The 18,920-nt window shown below is 62.7% G+C and carries 21 protein-coding genes and 2 tRNA genes; 20 read left to right on the forward strand and 3 right to left on the reverse strand.

The genetic code is table 11. From position 1 onward, the window contains the following. Window positions 1-24 precede the first annotated feature (24 nt). From H7A86_RS05315 to H7A86_RS05380, 14 genes are all read left to right on the forward strand, one after another. Window positions 25-780 (forward strand): phage tail tube protein, encoded by a 756-nt coding sequence (locus tag H7A86_RS05315; RefSeq protein WP_119130863.1) that lies wholly within the window; start codon window positions 25-27, stop codon window positions 778-780. Beyond that, window positions 777-1,253 carry a hypothetical protein gene (locus H7A86_RS05320; protein WP_180708038.1) on the forward strand — a complete coding sequence of 159 codons (477 nt, stop codon included), beginning with the start codon at window positions 777-779 and terminating at the stop codon, window positions 1,251-1,253. Before H7A86_RS05315 ends, H7A86_RS05320 begins: the two co-directional genes overlap by 4 nt. Further along, window positions 1,250-1,414 (forward strand): hypothetical protein, encoded by a 165-nt coding sequence (locus H7A86_RS05325; protein WP_180707848.1) that lies wholly within the window; start codon window positions 1,250-1,252, stop codon window positions 1,412-1,414. Before H7A86_RS05320 ends, H7A86_RS05325 begins: the two co-directional genes overlap by 4 nt. Continuing rightward, a complete protein-coding gene (locus H7A86_RS05330; protein WP_119130864.1) occupies window positions 1,415-4,204 on the forward strand; it encodes a phage tail length tape measure family protein in 2,790 nt (929 codons plus the stop codon). It begins immediately after the preceding gene. Then, complete coding sequence (locus H7A86_RS05335) at window positions 4,204-4,560, forward strand: hypothetical protein (RefSeq protein WP_119130865.1); 357 nt, start codon at window positions 4,204-4,206, stop codon at window positions 4,558-4,560. Before H7A86_RS05330 ends, H7A86_RS05335 begins: the two co-directional genes overlap by 1 nt. Further along, window positions 4,557-5,018, forward strand: coding sequence for a DUF1833 family protein (locus tag H7A86_RS05340; protein WP_104582067.1), 462 nt, complete (start codon window positions 4,557-4,559; stop codon window positions 5,016-5,018). Before H7A86_RS05335 ends, H7A86_RS05340 begins: the two co-directional genes overlap by 4 nt. After that, the gene (locus tag H7A86_RS05345; RefSeq protein ID WP_119130866.1) at window positions 5,018-5,410 is read left to right on the forward strand and encodes an NlpC/P60 family protein; all 393 of its coding nucleotides are present in this window, start codon (window positions 5,018-5,020) and stop codon (window positions 5,408-5,410) included. Before H7A86_RS05340 ends, H7A86_RS05345 begins: the two co-directional genes overlap by 1 nt. Continuing rightward, window positions 5,401-9,846: a host specificity factor TipJ family phage tail protein gene (locus H7A86_RS05350; RefSeq protein ID WP_119130867.1), complete on the forward strand. Its 4,446-nt coding sequence runs from the start codon at window positions 5,401-5,403 to the stop codon at window positions 9,844-9,846. Before H7A86_RS05345 ends, H7A86_RS05350 begins: the two co-directional genes overlap by 10 nt. Continuing rightward, the gene (locus H7A86_RS05355) at window positions 9,843-10,154 is read left to right on the forward strand and encodes a hypothetical protein (RefSeq protein ID WP_119130868.1); all 312 of its coding nucleotides are present in this window, start codon (window positions 9,843-9,845) and stop codon (window positions 10,152-10,154) included. The genes H7A86_RS05350 and H7A86_RS05355 overlap by 4 nt, the downstream gene beginning before the upstream one ends. Continuing rightward, on the forward strand, window positions 10,154-10,831 hold the full coding sequence (locus H7A86_RS05360) for a hypothetical protein (protein WP_119130869.1): 678 nt from the start codon (window positions 10,154-10,156) through the stop codon (window positions 10,829-10,831). The genes H7A86_RS05355 and H7A86_RS05360 overlap by 1 nt, the downstream gene beginning before the upstream one ends. 29 nt (window positions 10,832-10,860) lie before the next feature. Further along, window positions 10,861-11,127, forward strand: a complete 267-nt coding sequence (locus tag H7A86_RS05365) for a hypothetical protein (RefSeq protein WP_147421306.1) — start codon at window positions 10,861-10,863, stop codon at window positions 11,125-11,127. Beyond that, window positions 11,124-11,777 carry a hypothetical protein gene (locus tag H7A86_RS05370; RefSeq protein ID WP_119130871.1) on the forward strand — a complete coding sequence of 218 codons (654 nt, stop codon included), beginning with the start codon at window positions 11,124-11,126 and terminating at the stop codon, window positions 11,775-11,777. Before H7A86_RS05365 ends, H7A86_RS05370 begins: the two co-directional genes overlap by 4 nt. Window positions 11,778-11,921: 144 nt before the next feature. Then, window positions 11,922-12,716 (forward strand): DNA adenine methylase, encoded by a 795-nt coding sequence (locus tag H7A86_RS05375; protein WP_119130872.1) that lies wholly within the window; start codon window positions 11,922-11,924, stop codon window positions 12,714-12,716. Window positions 12,717-12,859: 143 nt separating this feature from the next. After that, window positions 12,860-13,216, forward strand: a complete 357-nt coding sequence (locus H7A86_RS05380) for a hypothetical protein (protein WP_119130873.1) — start codon at window positions 12,860-12,862, stop codon at window positions 13,214-13,216. Between the two features lie 286 nt (window positions 13,217-13,502). On the opposite strand, the gene H7A86_RS05385 is transcribed toward H7A86_RS05380, so the two are convergent. Beyond that, window positions 13,503-13,706: a hypothetical protein gene (locus H7A86_RS05385; RefSeq protein ID WP_119130874.1), complete on the reverse strand. Its 204-nt coding sequence runs from the start codon at window positions 13,704-13,706 to the stop codon at window positions 13,503-13,505. A gap of 60 nt (window positions 13,707-13,766) precedes the next feature. Here H7A86_RS05385 and H7A86_RS05390 point away from each other — a divergent pair, with 60 nt between their 5' ends. From H7A86_RS05390 to H7A86_RS05400, 3 genes are read left to right on the forward strand one after another with little or no spacing between them, the layout of a single operon-like run. Next, on the forward strand, window positions 13,767-13,991 hold the full coding sequence (locus tag H7A86_RS05390) for a hypothetical protein (RefSeq protein ID WP_119130875.1): 225 nt from the start codon (window positions 13,767-13,769) through the stop codon (window positions 13,989-13,991). Between the two features lie 9 nt (window positions 13,992-14,000). Next, the gene (locus H7A86_RS05395; RefSeq protein WP_119130876.1) at window positions 14,001-14,939 is read left to right on the forward strand and encodes an SOS response-associated peptidase family protein; all 939 of its coding nucleotides are present in this window, start codon (window positions 14,001-14,003) and stop codon (window positions 14,937-14,939) included. Continuing rightward, complete coding sequence (locus H7A86_RS05400) at window positions 14,936-15,307, forward strand: hypothetical protein (RefSeq protein WP_119130877.1); 372 nt, start codon at window positions 14,936-14,938, stop codon at window positions 15,305-15,307. Before H7A86_RS05395 ends, H7A86_RS05400 begins: the two co-directional genes overlap by 4 nt. A 269-nt stretch (window positions 15,308-15,576) precedes the next feature. Here H7A86_RS05400 and H7A86_RS20910 read toward each other — a convergent pair whose 3' ends face one another. Further along, a complete protein-coding gene (locus H7A86_RS20910; protein WP_232099254.1) occupies window positions 15,577-15,831 on the reverse strand; it encodes a hypothetical protein in 255 nt (84 codons plus the stop codon). A 568-nt stretch (window positions 15,832-16,399) separates the two neighbouring features. On the opposite strand from H7A86_RS20910, the gene H7A86_RS05410 reads away from it, so the two are divergent. From H7A86_RS05410 to H7A86_RS05420, 3 genes are all read left to right on the forward strand, one after another. Further along, a tRNA-His gene (locus H7A86_RS05410) sits at window positions 16,400-16,476 on the forward strand. An 83-nt stretch (window positions 16,477-16,559) separates the two neighbouring features. After that, window positions 16,560-16,635: transfer RNA gene (locus H7A86_RS05415), tRNA-Lys, on the forward strand. A 210-nt stretch (window positions 16,636-16,845) separates the two neighbouring features. Continuing rightward, entirely contained in the window at window positions 16,846-17,292 is a 447-nt protein-coding gene (locus H7A86_RS05420; protein ID WP_232099256.1) for a hypothetical protein, read from the forward strand. Window positions 17,293-17,417: 125 nt separating this feature from the next. Here the strand turns inward: H7A86_RS05420 and H7A86_RS05425 are convergent, their stop codons facing one another. After that, a complete protein-coding gene (locus H7A86_RS05425; RefSeq protein ID WP_119130879.1) occupies window positions 17,418-18,713 on the reverse strand; it encodes a sensor histidine kinase in 1,296 nt (431 codons plus the stop codon). Window positions 18,714-18,920 lie beyond the last annotated feature (207 nt).

An 18,920-nucleotide genomic window follows, 5' to 3' on the forward strand; every position in this document is an offset into this window, starting at 1 on the left:
CCGCGGCACCTACGAGGAGCATCCATGCCCATCAATTCCCCCGATTACAGCTACCTGGGTAGCGGCGAGCTGCACCTGCGTAAGCGTGGTGCGGCCAAGCCGTTCCGCGGCGTCGGCAACTGCTCGGCGTTTAGCTTTTCGCCGCAGACCAATCGCATCAACCTGCTCGACAGCACGCAGCCCGGTGGCGGCAACCGCAACTCGGTGGACCGCATCACCGAGGTGCAGGTGAGTTTCACCATGCATGACTTCAGCGCGGAAAACTTTGCCGACGTGCTGCGCGGTACCGCCACGACCATCGTGGCCGGTAATGCGGTGGATGAGGCCGTGGTGGCCTACAAAGACGGCGTGACGCCGTTAGCCAATCTGGCCGCCGAGATCACCGCGGTGAAGCCGACCACCGGCGCTGCGGTGTACGCCAAGGGCAAGGATTGGGACATCAAGAACGGCGCGCTCTATGTGCCGGCGGATTCGGCCATCACCGACCCGGTGGACGGTGGGGCCAACATCAAGGTGACCTACAGTTTCGGCGCAGCCGAGCGCCTGCAGGCCTTGGTCAAACCCAACGAAGAGTACGAGCTGCTGTTTCTGGGCTTCAACGAAGCGCGTAGCGGCAAGAAGGTGCGCGCCCAGGCTTACCGCGTTTCCGGTGGCGTGATCGGCGAACTAGCGTTGATCGGTGAGCAGTACGGCGCCGGCACGGTTACCGGCACCCTCAGCAAGGACACCAGCAAGCCGGCCGGCGTGTCGCAGTACTTCACCTGGGATGCCGAGAAGTGAGCGACGACATTGATGTGCTGATGCCACCCACACGCTCCATTACCTTCCGCGGCGAGCAGGTCGAAGTGACGCCGCTGACACTCGCGCAGATCGGCCCCTTCATCAAGGCAACCCGGCCGATCATCGGCCGGGTCATCGTCGCCGCAAGCCTGGTCAGTGCAGGCGCCACCATTGAGGTGGCTGCGCTGATGATGGACGTGCTCGAGCAGGATGCCGATGCCTTCGCAAAGGGCGGTGCCATCGTGGCCGGCAAGCCGGAAGCATGGGTTGGCGGCGCTTCACTGGCAGATGCCGCTGCTCTGGCCGAGGCGGTGGTGGAGCTCAACGAAGATTTTTTTGGCCAGCGCCTGCCGAGCCTGATGCGAGCCGCCGGCAAGGCGATCGATGCGGTGGGAGTGACGCAGGCGCAATCGGTTGGGCCGACCTTATCCACTTCCTCGTCGCCCGAGGTCACCAGCGCCGAGATGTCTTGACCTACACCTGGGCGCAAGCAAAGGCATTTGTGGCGGCTGCTATACGCGATGACCGCGAGCAGCTGCTGATGCGCGAGGCGTCCACGGCGCAGGCCGTGCGGATGGCGATGGGTGCTGAGCCTGCCGCCTTTACGAAGTACCTCAACGATCTGACCCGGTAAATGGCCGACCAATCAGCAAACCTGCGTGTTCGCATCAGTGCGGACGTCAACGACATCAAGCAGGGCCTCGCGTTACTGCGGGGCCAGCTGACTGACCTGCGCAAGCAGGCAGGTACCCCGCTTCCTGCGAACGATCCGATCAAGCAGCTGGGCATCTCCGCTGGGCAGACGCGTCAGGCGATGGCCCAGCTGCCGATGCAGTTCACTGACATCTTCACTAGCCTACAAGGTGGCATGCCGTGGTTCACGGTGCTGGTGCAACAGGGTGGGCAGATCAAGGACAGCTTCGGCGGCGTCGGGCCGGCGCTTTCGGGTGTTTCCTCCGCGCTGCTCGGGATGGTTAATCCGCTGACGATCACAGCCGCCGCCGTGGCAGCGGTAGCTCTGGCCTGGAAGCAGGGCGAGGATCGATCCTTCGCCTTCAGCAAGGCGCTGTTAGACACAGGTAACTACGCAGCTGCGTCTACTGGGCAGCTGGAGGGCTTGGTTTCGAATCTTGACAAGCTGGACGGGATTTCGTTGGGTACAGCTCGAGAGGCTGTGCTCAAGGTCGCGGAGACTGGCAAGTTCACCGGGCAGCAGTTTGAGCAAGTTGCTGCCAGTGCCGCGATGATGAAGACGGCCACGGGGCAGGCGATCGACGAAACCATTGCGAAGTTTGTTGAGATCCGCAAGGACCCGGTAAAGGCGCTCCTGGAGCTCAACGAAAAAGAGCACTTTCTGACCCAGACACAGCTGGAGCGGATCAACACGCTGGTCGAGGAAGGCAACAAGCAACAAGCTGTCGCTGAGGCGGTCAAGCTCTATGACGAGCAAGTGGAGAGCGTGGCGCGGCGCGCGCTTACCGACATGCCTGCAATGTCTAAAGCATGGACGGGTGTTAAGGATGAGGCGTCTGGCGCTTGGGGCGAGGTGGAGAAGTACGCCGATCTGCTGGACCGCGTGATCTCCAAGCAGGACGCGCTTGGCAACAGTGTCGTCTGGAAAAGGCTGAGCGCCGCATTGGCCAACTCAGGTGGCGTCGTCGGCGGCCTTGCTCGTTACTCGGGGCTGTTGGACGAGATCGCCCAAAAGCAGGATCAGGCCGATAAGAGCACCGCTGGCCAGACGATCGGCGGCGGCATGCTCAATTCGCTGGGTGCGCTGGGCAGCCTCATCAAGGCATCCAAGGGCGCGCTGGAGAGCGCGGCCGGGCCGGACTTTTCCAACGTGGTCGCAACGGTCGATCGAGGACCCGCTATCGACTCTGAGCAAGCGCGGGCTAGCCTTAAGTTCCAGGATGACACCAATAGTCGCTTGGCGAAGACGCTTGACCTGGAGGGTCAGATCAAGCAGATGAAGGAGGATGCGGCGAAGGCGGGAGTTACCGACGCAAAGCTGCTCGCCGAGCGTGAAAAGGTAATGCGTGCCGAAGCGGCAGCCAAAGGAGCGAAAGGTGCGACAAGTCTTGCGACCGCTGCCCGCTCTGCAGGCCTGCAGAGCATCAAGGATGCGTTCACCGCCGAGCAGGCGCAGATCGCCACCAGCACCAAGATTCTGCAGGCGCAATACCAGGCGCGCGAGGTATCGGCCGAAACCTACTACCAGCGCATGCGGGGGCTGGCCGAGCGGGGCACTGCCGCCGAGGCGCAGTCGCTACAGAAGCAGATCGATTACCTGAATAGCCGCAACGTCAGCGGCAAACAGTCGATCGACGTCAATAAGCAGGTCGGCGAGTTGGAGGCGCAGCTGGCAAAGGTGCGCACCGAGGGCGCCGCGGCTCTTGAGGTGTTGTCCACCGAAGAGGGCAAGCTGAAGAAGCAGCGCGAGGACGCGCTTGCCTCCTACAAGGCGGCGCTCAACGCCAGCACCGATGCGCTACAGGAAGACATGGACGCCATGATCGCCCGTGTCGGCGCGGGCGATCGCGAATTCGAGATCCAGCAGCGCCTCAACGGCGTCTACCGGGAGCAAGCGCAGCGCCTCACCGAGCTTGCCCTGCAGAAGAACACCGGGCGCATTGACGAAGCCACTGCCGCTGCAGAGGAGCAGGCCGTGCGCGATGCAACCGAGCGCCGTGTGCAGGTCATTCGCGACGGCTACGTGCGCATGTCCGAGGCGCAGGCTGACTGGGGCAGGGGCGCAGCCGCCGCCTGGGCCAACTACCGCGATGAGGCGAGCAACGCAGCCGGCGCGGTAGAGAGCGCCACCACGTCTGCGCTGACCTCATTCGAGGACATGGTGGTCAAGGCCACGACCAACAGCAAAGTCAGCTTTAGGGACATGGCGAACTCGATCATCGCTGACTTCGCGCGGATCACAGTGCGCAAGGGAATGACCAGCTTGCTGGGCGGCGTGTTCGGTGGCAGCCAGGTGGGAGCCGTGCAGCGCGAAACGATCCCGCTGCAGGGCTGGGACACCGGCGGCTACACCGGGCCGGGCGGCAAGTTCGAGCCGGCGGGCATTGTGCACAAGGGCGAGGGCGTGCTGAGCCAGCTCGATATCGCTGCGATCGGCGGGCCGCGCGGGTTCGCTTCGCTACTGAGCACGATCCGCAGGGGGCGCGGTTATGCCGCCGGCGGGCTCGTTGGTAGCACTGCAAGGCCATCCGTTGCAGGTGCTGGTGGCATGAGCGTCGAGATCAACAACTACTCCGGAAGCCAGGTCACTGCCCGCGAAGAAAAACAGCGGATGCCTGACGGCTCGGAGATGAAGAAACTTGTACTGAGCATCGTCGACAATGAGATTGCCCGAGGTGGTAGCACGGCCGGCATGATTCGCGGCCGCTTCGATGTCAAGGATCGCCGCTGATGGCAAGCCTTCCCGCCTACGTAGGCGTGCTCTACGACGCAATTCGCGAACGGCCCGTGCCCTCGGTCAAGCGCACGGAGATGGAGCGTGGCCTCGCCAAGCAGGAGCGGATCAATTCGCGGACGGTGGTGAATCTGCCGCTGTCCTTCGACTTTTCCAGCGTGGATGACGCTACGGCGTTTTTGGACTGGTACTTCGATGTGATCAAGGTGGTTGGCACTTTCACCATGGCACACCCGCGAACTGGCAAGCAGATCACCGCGCAATTCGTCGGTGGAGATATCGGGGAGCTGCGCACCGTGGAAGGGGTGGATCGGCCTTACCAGTGTGATGTGCAGATCGAGTACCTGCGATGAGCACGTTCCAGGAACGCCGCCAGCGCGTCACCGACACGGACGGTCCGCTGGAGCTGTTGGAGATGACCGCGCCATCGTTTGCTGCCGTGTTGCGCATCGTCAACGACACGCAGGACTGGACCAGCAACGGCAACCTCTATATTCGTTGCCCATTCCGGTTCACGCCGCCCGCCGACCAGGCCGGGCAGACACCACGCGCGCAGCTGGAAGTGGACAACGTAGGGCGCGGCATCACCGAGGATCTAGAGCGGGTCCAGCCCAACGAGTTGGTGATGTGTCGCTACCTGATCACCGATCGCACCGCGCCTAACGTCATCGCGCGCCGCTTTTATCTGCCTTTGACGCAGGTACGCGCCGGCGGTCCGCTGATCACCGCGCAGATCGGCGTGGACTTCTTCATGCGCCAGCAGGCCGTGAAGCTGCGCGGTAACCCGCACACGTTGCCAGGTATCCACTGATGCGGGCGAATGAGATCGAGCGGTATCTGGGCATTCCCTACGACAACGACAGCTACGACTGCGCCGACCTGGTTGTGCAAGTGCAACGCGAGCTGTTTGGTCGCGAGGTACAGATGCCCGCACGCAGACCGCGCGGTGCTGCGGGGCAGGTGGCGCTGGGCGAGTTGTCGCGTGCCTATGCGGTGCCGACCACCACTCCAGTCGACGGCGACCTGGTGCTGATGTTCGACAAGGGCCAGACGCGGCCCGGGCATGTCGGGCTGTTCTTTCACCTCGCCCATGAGGGCTGGGTGCTTCATACAACACATGCGCTGGGCAGCAGCTGGCTTCACCGGGTGCGCGAGCTGCCGGACTACGGCGCAAGGATTGAGGGTTACTACGCATGGGTCTGATGACTGCGCCTGCGATTGAAGGCCAGCTGGTGCTGACGCCGCATCCGCTCACGCAGGACGGCCAGCGGCACATCCCGATGGATCTGAAGCCCGGCGAACGGCTGTGCGAGTTCCTGCACCGCCATGTGCTGGACCTGGACCGGGGCCAGTGGACGGTGTCGATCGGTGGGCGTGTGGTGCCGCGTCACATGTGGCCGCATGTCTTTCCCAAGGACCGCCAGGTCATTGAGGTGCGTGGCGCCGTCGGTAAGAACGCGCTGTACATCGTGGCAATGGCAGCGCTGATCTATTTCACCGGTGGCGCGGGTGCTACCTGGGCCGCTGGCCTGGGCACGACAGGTGCGGCAGTGGCCTATAGCGCGGCGTTTGTTGCCGGCTCGATCCTGATCAACAAGGTGCTCGGGCCTAAGGTCGAGAATCCGGCCGCCAGCACGGCTGGCACGGTCTTCAGCCTTGGGGCGCCACGCAATCGCATGCGCCCCTACGAGCCGCTCGGCCTGTTGTTCGGCCGCGTGCCGATTGCTCCCGACATCGCCAGCAAGCCCTACACCTTCTACGAAGGCGACGACCAGTACCTCGGGATGGTGCTGACACCAGGCATCGGCGTGGGACGCGTGGGCGCGTTCTCCAATGGCGACACACCGCTGGCCAACTACGAGGGCGTGAGCGTCTTTCATGCCGGCTACAGCCAGATGCCAGACCAGGCCATCCCGCTGTACAGCAATGTCGACACCATCGACGGTGGCGAACTGCCGGACACGGCCGACTTCGTCGCGCGAACCACCAGCGCCGACACCGTGCGCATCCAGATCAACCTGGAATACGTGCTGGGCGGCGTCGGCACCTCTGGAAAGACCTACAACGTCTCCGAAACCGTGCAGGTGCAGTATGCGCCCGCTGGCACCGGTATCTGGGCCACGCTGGCCACCCAGACGTACACCGGTGACAAGCTGGACGTCAGCAAGCGCGCGACGCTGTCGGCGGATGTGGCCAAGGGCCAGTACGACGTGCGGGTACGCATCCTCGGTCAAGGTAACTACGAAGGCCCGAACAACCAGCGCAACGACTTCCAGTGGTCGACCATGGGAAGCGTCCAGGCCGATACCGCGACATACGACGGGATCTCGCGCAGCGGCATCCTGATGAAGGCCACCGGACAGCTCAACGGCCAGCCCGACGAGCTGCGTGCCGAGCACATCGCTGCGCCGATTCCGGTCTGGCGTAATGGTAGTTGGGTAACAGAGGAGACCAGCAACAACGGCGCGCATATCCTCAAGTACGCCCGCGGCTACTTCAATAAGAAGGGCCAGCTGATTGCCGGCATGGGCAAGTCGGACGAAGAGATCGACATCGAGTCGTTGCAGGGCTTCATGGCCCACTGCGAGGCCAACGGCTACACGTACGACTACTGGCTGACCGAGGAGCGCAACCACGAGGAAGTGCTGCAGGCGATTGCGCTGGCGGGCATGGGGCAGGTGAGCTGGGCCGGCGGCCGGCTGTCGGTGGTGTGGGCCGCCGACGAGCAGCCGGTGTCGGGCGTGGTGAACATGGCCACGATGAAAAAGGGTAGCTTCGCAGTCGACTACACGCTGGCCAGCGCTGCCGACGGCATCGAATACAGCTACTTCGACAGCACGACCAACAAGGTTGAGACCTTGCGGGTGCCGGCGCCCGGCGTGGAGACGATGCTCAACCCGGCGCGCCTCACCGGCGAAGGGATCCGGCGTGAGTCCCATGCGGTCGAAATGGCGCGCTACCACCTGGCCCAGAGCCTGTTCCAGTACAAAGACATCAGCTTTGATCAGGACCTGGAGTATCTGAGTTATCGCCGGCTGAGCAAGCTGGCCATCTCCCACGACCTCACGCAGTGGGGCTTCGGTGGCCGCATCGTTGCTGCCGAGCGCAGCCCGCTGCTGGGCACCATTACCCTGACGCTGGACGAGCCGGTGCCGCCGCCCACAGCGGGCAATGCGTTCATCGGCTTGCGTATTCCTGGGGAGTCGGTCTACCGCACGTTCCGCGTGCGGGGCTTCACCGAGGCGACCGACGTCATCCAGTTGGTGGAGGAGTGGCCGGATGATGCGCCGCTGCCAGGCGAGGGCTATGCGGACTCAATGGTCGACGGCGGCTGGCAGGACAACCCGACGCACGACACGATCTGGATCTATGACTTTAAGGCAACGCCGGGATATAGCGTTCGCGTTACCAGCATCGCGCCCGAAAGTGACTTGAAGGGTGCCGGCATCACCGTGGTGCCCGAGTCGCCGCAGTTCTGGATCTTCGTCAAGACCGGCCAGTACATCCGGCCGGAGAACGGTTCTTCACTGGCCACCCGGCCGATCCTCAACAACCTGGCGATCAACGAGGACCAGATCACCACTGGCGACGTCACTGCGACGGATCTGGTGGCGACCTTCGACATCACTGGCCCGTTCGATCACGCGGTGGTCTATGCCTCGGCGTCGGACGGCAATAGCGAACTGCAGGAAGTGGCGCAGACGCGCACCCGCACCGCGCGGTGGCGGATCCCGCGCGCCGGCACCTACACGATCAACGTGCGCCCGTTCGGCCCGGAGGGGCAGATGGGTATCGGTGCCTCGCTGATCTTCACGACCGTAGGCGCCGACGCGCCGCCGGTGAACTACGACCTGTTCGACGTGGAGGAGATCTCCGGCGGCATCCGGCGCTACACCTGGGGTTTCTGGACCGACACCATCCAGTCGGCCAACCTGGCCGGCGCGGAGATTCGCTACGCCCAGGCCCCGGAGCAGGGCGCGCCGATGCCTGCGTGGGACACCATGACGCCGGTCGGAGACAGCGGCTACCACACCGGTGCATTCGACTCGCCCATCCCGTCCTCGGGCAAGTGGACGTTTGCCATCCGCGCGCGCAACACCAACGGCACGCTGTCGGTGGCAGCCAAGTACATCACCAAGACGCTGGGCAAAAACCTGGGCGAGCTGCAGGGGGAGATGCAGCAGGCGATCGACCAGACCACCGAGGAGATCCGGCAGGGCTTCCTCGAAGCGATCGCGCGCGATCAGGAACTCGCCGACAAGCTGCAGCAGCAGGCTCGGGATCTGGCCAATCTGCAGGCGCTGGTGGAAGCACCCGAATGGGTGGACCAAGCATGGCCGTCTGGCTCGATCGTCAAGCACGACGGCGGGCTGTACGTGGCCAGGCAGGACGTGCCGGTGGGCACTGCCATCACCAATACCGCCTATTGGTCATTGATCGGGCAGTACGCGAGCCTTGCCGAGGCAGTGGGCGCCATTGGCGTGGCGATGCAGCAGGTCACCACCGACGTGCAGCAGGTCGAGCAGGAGCTGCAGGTCCTCGCGCAGGACGTGAGCGGGGTGCGGTCCAGCCTCGCCGGCAAGGCGGATGCATCGGCGGTGCAGGCGATGAACACGCGTCTGACGCAGGCCGAGAACAACATCTCGTCGCTGTCGCAGCTGATCAGCACCGTGCAGTCCACATTGTCGGGCAAGGCAGACGCCAGCGCGGTGCAGGCGCTCCAGACGCAGGTCACCCAAATCGGCAACGAAGTCACGAGCCAGGGCACAGCATTGACGGCGGTCCGCTCGCAACTCGGCGGAAGCGGAAATCTGCTACCAAACGCAGGGTTCGAGATAGATTCGTCGTACTGGTCGGCCTATCAAAACTCCGGATCTGGCTGGGCAATAGGTCGAGATATCATTTTTGACAGCCGTACGCCGGGGGCTATGCATGCGTTGGTCATGCACAATCCTGGAACAACGACACCAGGGTCAACCTCGGCTTCTGTGAGTTGTGGATTGCTGGCGGCAAGGCCTGGGGCCCGGTACATCGCATCTGCATGGCTAGCAATGGCGACAATGCAGAGCTGGGTCTCGATGTACTTCTACGATGTCAATGGCAATCAAATCTCGTTCGTAGACGGAACAAGACACACTTCGCCAGGAGGCGGTTCCAATCTCAACGGCTACGTTCGCGCAACTGCAGTGCTGCAAGCGCCCAGTAACGCAGCGTATGTGAGGTTTGTCGTTTGGGCAGTGGCGCAGGCTAATGGTCCGGCCACTTGGGTGGTGCGGCCCATGCTGGAAGAGGCACGTGCAGACCAAACTGTTCCTTCCCCGTGGCAGCCCGGCTCCTATGGCATTGAAAGCAAATACGCTCTTGTTACCCAATCGATCTCCACGCGGGTCACGAGCACCGAGAATGGGGTAGCCAGCTACCTAGCCTCATACACGTGGGCGCTGGACGTAAACGGCAAAGTCATCGGCATGCAGTCGGTGAATAACGGCCGGATCGGCAAGATCACGTTCTCGGCGGACGTGGTGGAGATCATCGGAGCCACGCCGGGTGGCGGCCGAAACGAGTTCGTAGGTGGCAAGTTCTACGCCTACGCGCCCAACGGTCGCCGTGTGGTTGCCCTCGGGTATGGAGTGACATGACCAACGTCCTGATCATCAACGACGCCGACACCGGCGTCGTGCTGCTGCAGATCACCGATCAGGCCGACTCGGACCTGTTGACGCAGCACATGGGTGCAATCGGAATCGCGAGCGGCAGCAACGGCTCGGTGCCGGTGCCGGTCACAGGCAGCGCCAACCAGCTCTACTACTGGTTTGTGGCTGACACCGGGGCCGGTAACAGCCTGCTGCCTTACTTCAGTGACGACGGCAACACCATCAGTTGGGTATCGCCCTCGGCAACACTCACGGCACGCGCCGGCGGCACGCTGTTCTACGGGAGGTTTTGATGGCCTATGCGATCTTCGAGGCCGGTCCCAATCGCGTTGTCATCTCTGAGACATGGAAGAACCTGGCGCTAGCGTCGAAGCAGACCATCACGCCAACCGGCAGCGGGACGCTCAGAACCTGGAGCCTGACTGTCACCGGCACCAATCCGGCCCTCGCTTTTCTGGGTGAGAGCAACGCCGTGCTCGCAACGCGCACTCAGACCGGAAATAGTTTCACGTTCACCGGCTTCACGACCAGCGGCAGCTTTGCCGCCTACGTGTTTGACGAGCCGAACTTCGGGCGACGGGACTATCTGGTGGTCACTAATCCCGATACGGATCAGGTGCACTTCGACGCCACACTGAAGTACATGAAGGTGCGGGCGCTGCTGCAGGGCAATGCCAATCAGGGCGGGTCGATCACCTTGCCGGCCGGGCGAACCTATGCCGCGTTGGCCGGCTCCACCGGCAACATCATGCTGGCCATCGGCGGCCTGATTGGTGGCGGCCCGCAGTGGCAGGTGCAGGTGCTGTGGCGCAAGGGCGTGGTCAACATCAATGGCAACGTCGCATCCATATCCGCCATCGACACCGCTCAGGATCTGCGCACCGGTACTGACCGCAATCCACAGCCGCCCCCTGGCAACTACGGCCAGGCCTGGGTGCGCGCTCCCATCCTCGACGTCACCGGATACTAAACATGATCACGTGTCACACTGGAAATAGCATGAAGATTCGACCTCACCGTGGCGCCTTGGCCGAAGCCATGGCCAACTGCCGAAACATCGAGCCGACCCTCGGTGCCGTCGTAGAATTTCTGCGCGGCGACGGGGGTGGGGCTTTCGTGGTCACGCCAGACATGGTCAGTGTGAAGAAGTACGGCAGTGGTTTGGATGAGCGAATCGGCTGGGATACCTATGCAGTGTCCGTGCACGGCATGGGGATCATGGCGTGGATCGACGGCCCGCTGGAAGGCATGGAGCTCGCCAAATGATCATCAGCGAAAACTCTACCTTTGGCACGCAGACCCGAATCGTGTCGCCGCGTATCGAGATCCGGTGGGACCCGGCCACCAATGACGGGCCGGTCGAGTTCCACCTCGAGCAGATGACCACCAAGCCACACCCCGACGGTTGGACCCAGACGCTGGAGCGTTTCTTCCTGCGCGTGCTGACCGTGCAGATCAGCGACCTTATTGGCCGCAGCTACGACATCACCGCACCAGCGACGACCCAGCCAGACCCGGCGACAGGCGAATTGATCAAGGTGCCCGGCGACACGGTGACCGAACCCGGCGTGCATCTGCTGCTGGGCATCAAGGCGGCCACGCGCGCCGCCTACGATTCCAATGTCGCCGCGCCCGACGCAGATGCTGACCCGATTGCGCGGCAGATCACCATCATCTGGAATCCGACCAACAACGCGGGAAATGTGACCTTCCAGGTTGAAGACCGAGGCGCTACCCTGGGGGTGCTGGCTGAGTCGATCGCTGATCTGGTTGCCCCTGCTTATCTGATTCGTTTTCCCGGGGCGTCAGCGGCGCAGACACTTGAAGGCTGGAAGCTGCAAGCCTTGATCAAGGCCGCGACCAACACCGCCATTTCGGCCAGCTTGGCACCAGCCGACCCAATGGCCGAAGCCTGAAACAGGGCGCCGTGCATGAAGCTGACACTGCATGCACGACACCGCAACACAGGTGTTCTCACCACCTGGCATTGGCCTAGACCCTGCGCCCTCGCGAGAGCGGGTGCAGTGTCGGCCACCGACATCGCAAATGCTGAGAACCGAATGACCCGACCCATGATTCCCTGGCCGGGCGGCAAGCGCCGCCTGATCAAGCACCTCTATCCCCACTTCCCCGCACACGAGACCTACGTCGAAGCCTTCGCCGGTGGCGCAGCTGCCCTATTAATGCGGCCTCGTCCAGCACCGCTGGAGGTGCTCAACGATATCAACAGCGACCTAGTGTGCCTGTACCGCTGCGTGCGGCACCACCTCGACGAGTTTGTCCGCATGTTCCGGTGGTCGCTGGTATCCCGCCAAATGTTCGAGTGGGCGCAGATGGAGCGTCCAGAGACCCTGACCGACATCCAGCGCGCTGCCAGGTTCTACTACCTGCAGAAGTTGGCCTTCGGTGGCAAGGTCGAAGGGCAGACCTTCGGCGTGGTGGCCAGCGGCATGGGGCCGCGACTGAATCTGCTGCGGATCGAAGAGGAGCTAAGTGCCGTGCACCTGCGCCTCGCGAACGTCGTCATTGAGCGGCTGCCGTGGCACGAATGCATCACCCGGTACGACCGCCCCGAAACGCTGTTCTATCTCGATCCGCCTTACTGGCAAACCGAAGGCTATGGGATTGAATTTCCGTTTTCGGCATATGAACGGATCGCGGAGCTGATGCGCTCATGCCGCGGCAAGATTGTCGTATCGCTGAACGACCATGTCGATATCCGGCAAATATTTGCAGGCTTCGAGATGGTCCCTCTACAGCTGAACTACACAATCGGGAGCGCGGGCACTCGCGATAAGCAGTGTGGCGAGCTGATCATCAAGTCGTGGGACGACAGCGGTACCACGCTGTTTTGATGGATGCATGTCGGCTGCTTGAACTACGGAAAGGTGCGACTTGCAACGGACCGCGTCTTTACTGGGGGAGCCAAGATGCGGGATTGCTTGCTTTTCGGCGCCCGCTGAGCGTTACGATGACTCTTTAACGTACTGGAGCTTCAATGAAAGCACTCCTGATGACCACGGTTGTCCTTACCCTGGCTGGCTGCGCGTCTTACTCTGAGAGACAGGCGGAAGCTCCCTGGTTCACTATGACTAGTGATCGATCAGCCATTGAACTTGAGCAGTGCGTTGCCCCCAAACTACGGGAAATTGCACCGCGAATAACAGGTGCACCCGATGGTGATTCGGTGGTCTATGCAGTCGTAGCCGACCCCGCCGTTCTAGGCACTATTACGTTGAAACCCTCAACGCAAGGCTCCATCGCCGAAATCAGAAGCGTAATTAAGGGTGGGAATTTTAAAAAAATAAGGATTGCACTTGAGGAGTGTAAGTCGGAATACATCTTACTTCGCTAAAAGCGACTCGCGTTGAATCTATGGCTGGAGAAGGCGGGTGGACGCATCGAAGACGGGTGCTTGCGTCGAAGTCTGTAACTTACTCGGGCGGAAGCTCTGTCGATCAAGTCATAACGTGGAATTCCTACCGGTGGAGTCCTACAAGTAATGAGGTGCGTTCCTACAGGGTCCCGTTACTTTTTCCTATTTTTAGCAGCCGCACCTCGATACAAACTTAAGTTGCCGGACGCGGCGCCATGATGGCCGCTCAACCCGCGTGGCGCCTGAGCAGCGCCCAGCCGGCGCCCTATACGTAACCCTTAAGGTCATCGCGTGTGAGCACGCCCAGGCGATGACCCCACGACGCAACCAGCTCGACAATGAGGGCCGCCTCAAACGGGAACGCATGCAGCAGCTCCGCTTCGAACTGGTTGAGGACTTCCAGCGGTTCGGACGTGATCGCCAGGCGCTGCTGCAGCTGTTCGAAGAGGCTAAGGGTTCGGGTGTACATGCATCGCAGTCTACGAGGCCACGTCTCAAGCGATGAGACGGCCCTGCCGATACTGCGGGCATGGACAGATCCGAGCTTCGAACCCACCTCGACAACCTGGACGCCGCCGTGCCGGCACTCCTCGCCAACAGCCCCGACCGTTGTCACTTCTGGCAGGCCTTCGCAGGCATGGCGGACGTCGTCGGCGACGGTGCCGTCACGGGGGCGGATGCCCAATTCGTGTCCCGGCGGCTCGACGAGATCCTGGCTTGGCATGGCCTAGAAAACGGCGACCGCGACTGCTGAGGGACCGCCATGTGCTACTCCGCGGAGATCCAGGCCGACTACCGGAAGCTGGTCCGCCACTACGGCGCCACCATGTCGCTGAAGGAATTCGCGAAGCTGTGGTTGCGGGAGAACGAGGGCGAGAAGCGGCCCAAGACCGCGAAGGCGATGGATGATGCATTTCGCGTGGGCGGGGAGGGTGAGCTGGCCGCAATCGCTGCGGATCTGGCCGCGTGGGACGCCGAGGATATGCAGGGCCTGGAGCAGGAGCTTTTTAAGCAGGCTCGGCGCCTTGCTGATGCGGAGCGGGTCCTGGCCAGCGCCAAGCCGACCAAGAAGGCGGCCAACGACCAGCGCATCGCAACCACCAAGATCGAGCAGATCAAAGGCCGCATAGCAGACCTGCAGCGGACCGAGCCCAAGGCACGGGATTACCGCATCTTTCCCGGCTACTACGTTCCCGTGATCATCTCCGAGGGTGGGCGCCGCGTCATCAAGCCGATGCGCTACCAGTGCCGCCCGGCCGGTAAGCCGCCGATCTACGACGCGAAGTACCCCGGCACCTACAACGCTCGCCGGGACAACCTTCAGGGCTTCTGGCGCGAGCAGTTCGGCTATACCCACGGGCTGATCGTTGTCGGACGCTTTTACGAGAACGTGCAGGGGCCGGACGGCAAGAATCGCATCGTGCAGTTCCAGCCCAGCGATCGCGAGCCGATGCTGGTGGCCTGCCTGTGGTCGCGCTGGACGGATCCGAGCGGCGAGCAGCCTGATCTGCTGAGCTTCGCCGCGATTACCGACGAGCCGGAGCCCGAGGTCGCCGCGGTGGGGCACGACCGGACCATCATCAACATCAAGCCTGAGCATGTCGACGCTTGGCTCAACCCGGATCCGGCCAATCTGCAGGCGTTGCAGGCGATCTTCGACGATAAGCGCCATCCGTTCTACGAGCACCGAATTGCGGCATGAGCGCGCCGTGTGACAGCGTGCCGGCGTCATCGGACCCCGAGATGCAGTGGCGGCGATGGGCAGAATTTCTGGATCTTGTCTATCGCGAATCGCCAGTGATCAGGATCTGCGCGCTTGAGGATGGGACAGTCAGCATTCGGACACGCGCGTACAGCAAAGGGCCGACCGTCACACGGCACATGGCTACGGAGGCCGGCGCCCTCCTTTACGTTGGCGCTTGGCTGTTGAAGTGGCGCGGCCAGGCCAAGTCTGAGATCGACAACGCCATCAGGTCCGTACAGCTGCAGGATGAGTCGGCCGCCGCCGCACGCGCCGAATACCCCGATTTGGATCCGGCAACCTTCACCAAACGGCGGCGCCGTCGTTGATCTGCCGATACGCTGTCTGCCTACGGCGTGCCTTCGTGGGTAGTCAGGATCTCGACCTTGGCAATCTCGATTTCAGGCTCGTTGTTTGTGTCCCAGGTGAAGGCCAACCCTTCCTGTGTGGCTTCCCCTGGCTTCGTTGGGACCTGAAGTCTGATAGCAGTAGGCACGAAGCCGTTGGCCACCGAGCTCACGAGATTCCGCATGGCATCTGTCGTCAACGTGACGAACGCGGCGAGCTCGGCGCCTGGCTCGGTTCCACCGGCAAGCGGCTAGCAGGACATCATTCCCACGGTATGCGGTGGCGGCGGCAGGCCAATCGCTAGGCGGTCGGTGATCGACACGTTCCAGGTGAAATGGGCTAGGTCGAGGCCGTCCGTGGTGACTAGGGCGTACATGCTGGCGACAGCTGTCATCTGCATGGAGCCGACCGTTACAGCAGATCCTTGAGAAGCCTCGGCGCCGACGGCAAGCGTCCAGGTCAGCGGCTTCAGCTCTATGTGCGCAATTTGTTCCGTCACGTGCATGTTTCTTGTGTCCAGGCGTCGTCGGATAGTACGTGGGGCGGCAGGTGAGACCCTCCCATGCCATCACCTGAACCTGGCTGATGCCCTGCTAACGGAGAGTGGAACACGGGACTACAGTGTGCGCCGGGATCAGGCATGCAGAGCCCGACGTTGTCAGGGCAAGCCCTGCGGATCTTCCCCGGGGTCCGTCAGTCCGGCGGGTGCCGCGAATCCAGCGAAGCTTACGTTCCGGGCAGACCTAGGACTATGGCCACATTGGCTGTTCACGCCCGCTGTTCGTGAGCTACTTCCCCATAAGGGCTGGCGGCCGGTTCACACGGCAAAAGAGGGTTAGCGAGGCTGTTCGACCAAGGACATGGAAACGAACACTTGCAATCCGCGCTCAGCTCCTGAAAAATAGCGGACTTGCCTCGGCGTGGTGCGGCTTTCAAGTTACCCACTCCTGAAAAAGAAATGAGGCAAGTTGTTGATCTTTCGGCTTAGTTGTCCTGACTTCTAAGCCGGCGGTTACAGGTTCGAGTCCTGTCGGGCGCGCCATCGGCGGTGCGGTAGGAAGTAGGTTTCAGTGGTGGCTGTAGCTCAGCTGGTTAGAGTACTGGATTGTGATTCCAGATGTCGGGGGTTCGAGTCCCCTCAGCCACCCCACTGATTGCAGGAAAAGTTGGACCCGATGCATCGCGGGTGTTGCAACGAGGCAAAAACGCGCATACAATGTGCGACCAGTTTCAGGGCCGTTAGCTCAGTTGGTAGAGCAGTTGACTCTTAATCAATAGGTCCAAGGTTCGAATCCTTGACGGCCCACCAAACAAAAGCACTTAGGCAGCAGCCTAGGTGCTTTTCTTTTTGTGCTGAGGAAAAGATGACGCAAGGAATCGGCTGCAGCTTCGCTGTCGTCTCGGTCGGCGGCCGCGGCAACGCAGTGCCGATTTCGGCCCGGCACGATGTATGGCCTGCGTCAGGTGCGCAATCGCCGCCGACCGTCGCTCGGATGAGCGGATGCCAGTGAGGTCTGAGGTGTCCGGAGCATTGCGGCATTCGATCCTGGGTCAGGTTGGCGTCTTCGCGATCGTCGGTCCTCCGCTCGGCGGGCTGCTGGGCCTGGCGCGATTGACCCGTTTCGACCTACAGACCGCGTTGTTGATCGTTGCCTGGTCCTACGGCCTGGTGTTGCCGGTGATTGCCTGCGCCGCGGCGGGATGGCTGTGCGCGCGCATCTGCGCCTGGTGGTATCGCGGGCGCCGGCCCAACCTGCTGGTCCACGTTGGCATCGGTGCGTTGAGCGGTCTGCTCTCGGCCGGGGTGATCGTGCTGCTGCTGGCGATCATCGGCGGCTGGTCGATGATGTCTGATCGCGCAGTGATGCTGACGCTGCTGCAATGTGGGCTGGCGGCAGGTGGCGCCTGCGCCGTGCTTGTCTGGCTGATGTGGTCGCGCCTGGCAGTGTTGCCTCGCGCCGGGTGACGGGCCGCCAGGCAACGTCCATCCGCATGCGCAGGAAGAGGTTCTTTGCTGCACTGGACGGCGCTTACAGTCCTGGGGCAATGCGCTACGCCTGATCGGCGACGGGCAACTGCAGCCGTGGTCGCTTACGGCGATGCGGCGGGCGCCGGCGCTGCGCTCTGCTGCATGCGTGGGAACGCCAGCGTAAAGCACGCGCCCTTGCCAGGCGCCGAGGTCACTTCGACAAAGCCGCCCGCCTGGCAGACCGCGCTGTACACCTGTGCCAGCCCCAGGCCCGCGCCTTTGTCGGCATCCTTGGTGGTGAAATACGCTTCGAACAGATGCGCCTGCACGTGTGCATCCATGCCATGCCCGTTGTCGGCCACGGCAATGGTGACGTAGTGCCCGGCCGGCCTGGCCAGGTTGGCCTGTTCCTCGGCGACCACGGTGTCGCCGGTCTCCACGCGGATGACGTCGCCCCGTCGGCAGGCATCGCGGGAGTTGATCACCAGGTTCAAGATGGCGCGTTCCACCGTGTGGCGATCGACCATGGCGCAGCATCCACCTTCGGCGGTGCGCAGCTGCAGCTGCAGGTCTGCGCCGATCACCTGTTCGAGCAGGGGGCCGAGCTGTTCGGTCAGGGCGGCCAGATCCACCGATTCCGGGCTATACGGATACTGCCGGGAAAAGCCGACCAGGCGCTGGGCCATGACCGAGCCATGTTGAAGCGCCGCATCGGCCACGCCCAACAGCTTGGCGTCGTGCGCGTCGATCCTGGCGCGCCGTACCACCAGGTCGATGGCCGAGGTGGCCGCCTGCAGGACGTTGTTCAAATCGTGCACGACGCCGGCCAGCAGCTGTCCCACCGCTTCGCCTTTTTGCGCCTGCTCGGAAATCTTTTCGGCAGCGCCTTGCGCGGCGCGCGCGATGTCCAGATCGCCTTCGATGCGCTCTTGCAGGTCGCGCAGGCTGTGCAGCTCGGTCGACAGCGAATGTTCGCGCGCGCGTGCCAGCCGCAGCGCGCCGTTGGAGAACGCGCGCTCTGCTGCCAGGGTCGAATCCAGCGTGCGGAAGGCGATCTCCAGCGCTCGGCGGTCGGAGATGTTCTTGCTCACGGCCAGGATCGCTTCGACCTTGCCAAGCGCATCGAACAGCGGGCTGGTGACAACCTGCCAGATCTGGCGCACGCCGGCGAAGTTCACGCTGGCAGCTTCGAATTCCTGGATCGAACCGGCGCGGGAGCCGGCGATCGCCGCGTCCACCAGCTCGGCCGCCTCCGGTGGCCACAGCTCGCGCCATGGCCGCGCGATCAGCTGATCCTGGTGGCTGGCACCCAATTCGGTCAGGCCATTGACGTTGATCGCGGTAATCCGCCCGTCGAGGTCGATCTCCTTGATGCAATCGCGGGACAACGCCACGATTTGCCGATACCGATCTCTCATCGTGATGACTGCCTCTCAGGTGTTAACGGAATTTTAGCTAATCTCAGCTTTACCCAACGCTAGCGGAGCAAACCAGGGGCGCGCGCAGGTGATGCCTCGCATGATGAATGCGTTTACCGTCGGCGCGCCGGGTGGGGCATCGGCAGGGGGCAGTTTGCCTGCACCGGCAGGCGGCATCCATTCGCGGCCAATGGGCGGCAGCATTAC

Origin of the sequence: Xanthomonas euroxanthea, assembly GCF_903989455.1 — a bacterium.
In the GTDB taxonomy this organism is placed as follows: domain Bacteria; phylum Pseudomonadota; class Gammaproteobacteria; order Xanthomonadales; family Xanthomonadaceae; genus Xanthomonas; species Xanthomonas euroxanthea.

Bases quoted from the DNA above. Each gene is read 5' to 3' on its own strand.
- H7A86_RS05340 (WP_104582067.1), top strand. From the start codon at position 4,557: ATGAGCACGTTCCAGGAACGCCGCCAGCGCGTCACCGACACGGACGGT.
- H7A86_RS05335 (WP_119130865.1), top strand. From the start codon at position 4,204: ATGGCAAGCCTTCCCGCCTACGTAGGCGTGCTCTACGACGCAATTCGC.
- H7A86_RS05360 (WP_119130869.1), top strand. From the start codon at position 10,154: ATGGCCTATGCGATCTTCGAGGCCGGTCCCAATCGCGTTGTCATCTCT.
- H7A86_RS05330 (WP_119130864.1), top strand. From the start codon at position 1,415: ATGGCCGACCAATCAGCAAACCTGCGTGTTCGCATCAGTGCGGACGTC.
- H7A86_RS20910 (WP_232099254.1), bottom strand. From the start codon at position 15,831: ATGCACGTGACGGAACAAATTGCGCACATAGAGCTGAAGCCGCTGACC.
- H7A86_RS05315 (WP_119130863.1), top strand. From the start codon at position 25: ATGCCCATCAATTCCCCCGATTACAGCTACCTGGGTAGCGGCGAGCTG.
- H7A86_RS05345 (WP_119130866.1), top strand. From the start codon at position 5,018: ATGCGGGCGAATGAGATCGAGCGGTATCTGGGCATTCCCTACGACAAC.
- H7A86_RS05385 (WP_119130874.1), bottom strand. From the start codon at position 13,706: ATGTACACCCGAACCCTTAGCCTCTTCGAACAGCTGCAGCAGCGCCTG.
- H7A86_RS05390 (WP_119130875.1), top strand. From the start codon at position 13,767: ATGGACAGATCCGAGCTTCGAACCCACCTCGACAACCTGGACGCCGCC.
- H7A86_RS05380 (WP_119130873.1), top strand. From the start codon at position 12,860: ATGAAAGCACTCCTGATGACCACGGTTGTCCTTACCCTGGCTGGCTGC.
- H7A86_RS05395 (WP_119130876.1), top strand. From the start codon at position 14,001: ATGTGCTACTCCGCGGAGATCCAGGCCGACTACCGGAAGCTGGTCCGC.
- H7A86_RS05365 (WP_147421306.1), top strand. From the start codon at position 10,861: ATGAAGATTCGACCTCACCGTGGCGCCTTGGCCGAAGCCATGGCCAAC.
- H7A86_RS05375 (WP_119130872.1), top strand. From the start codon at position 11,922: ATGACCCGACCCATGATTCCCTGGCCGGGCGGCAAGCGCCGCCTGATC.
- H7A86_RS05355 (WP_119130868.1), top strand. From the start codon at position 9,843: ATGACCAACGTCCTGATCATCAACGACGCCGACACCGGCGTCGTGCTG.
- H7A86_RS05350 (WP_119130867.1), top strand. From the start codon at position 5,401: ATGGGTCTGATGACTGCGCCTGCGATTGAAGGCCAGCTGGTGCTGACG.
- H7A86_RS05425 (WP_119130879.1), bottom strand. From the start codon at position 18,713: ATGAGAGATCGGTATCGGCAAATCGTGGCGTTGTCCCGCGATTGCATC.
- H7A86_RS05400 (WP_119130877.1), top strand. From the start codon at position 14,936: ATGAGCGCGCCGTGTGACAGCGTGCCGGCGTCATCGGACCCCGAGATG.
- H7A86_RS05370 (WP_119130871.1), top strand. From the start codon at position 11,124: ATGATCATCAGCGAAAACTCTACCTTTGGCACGCAGACCCGAATCGTG.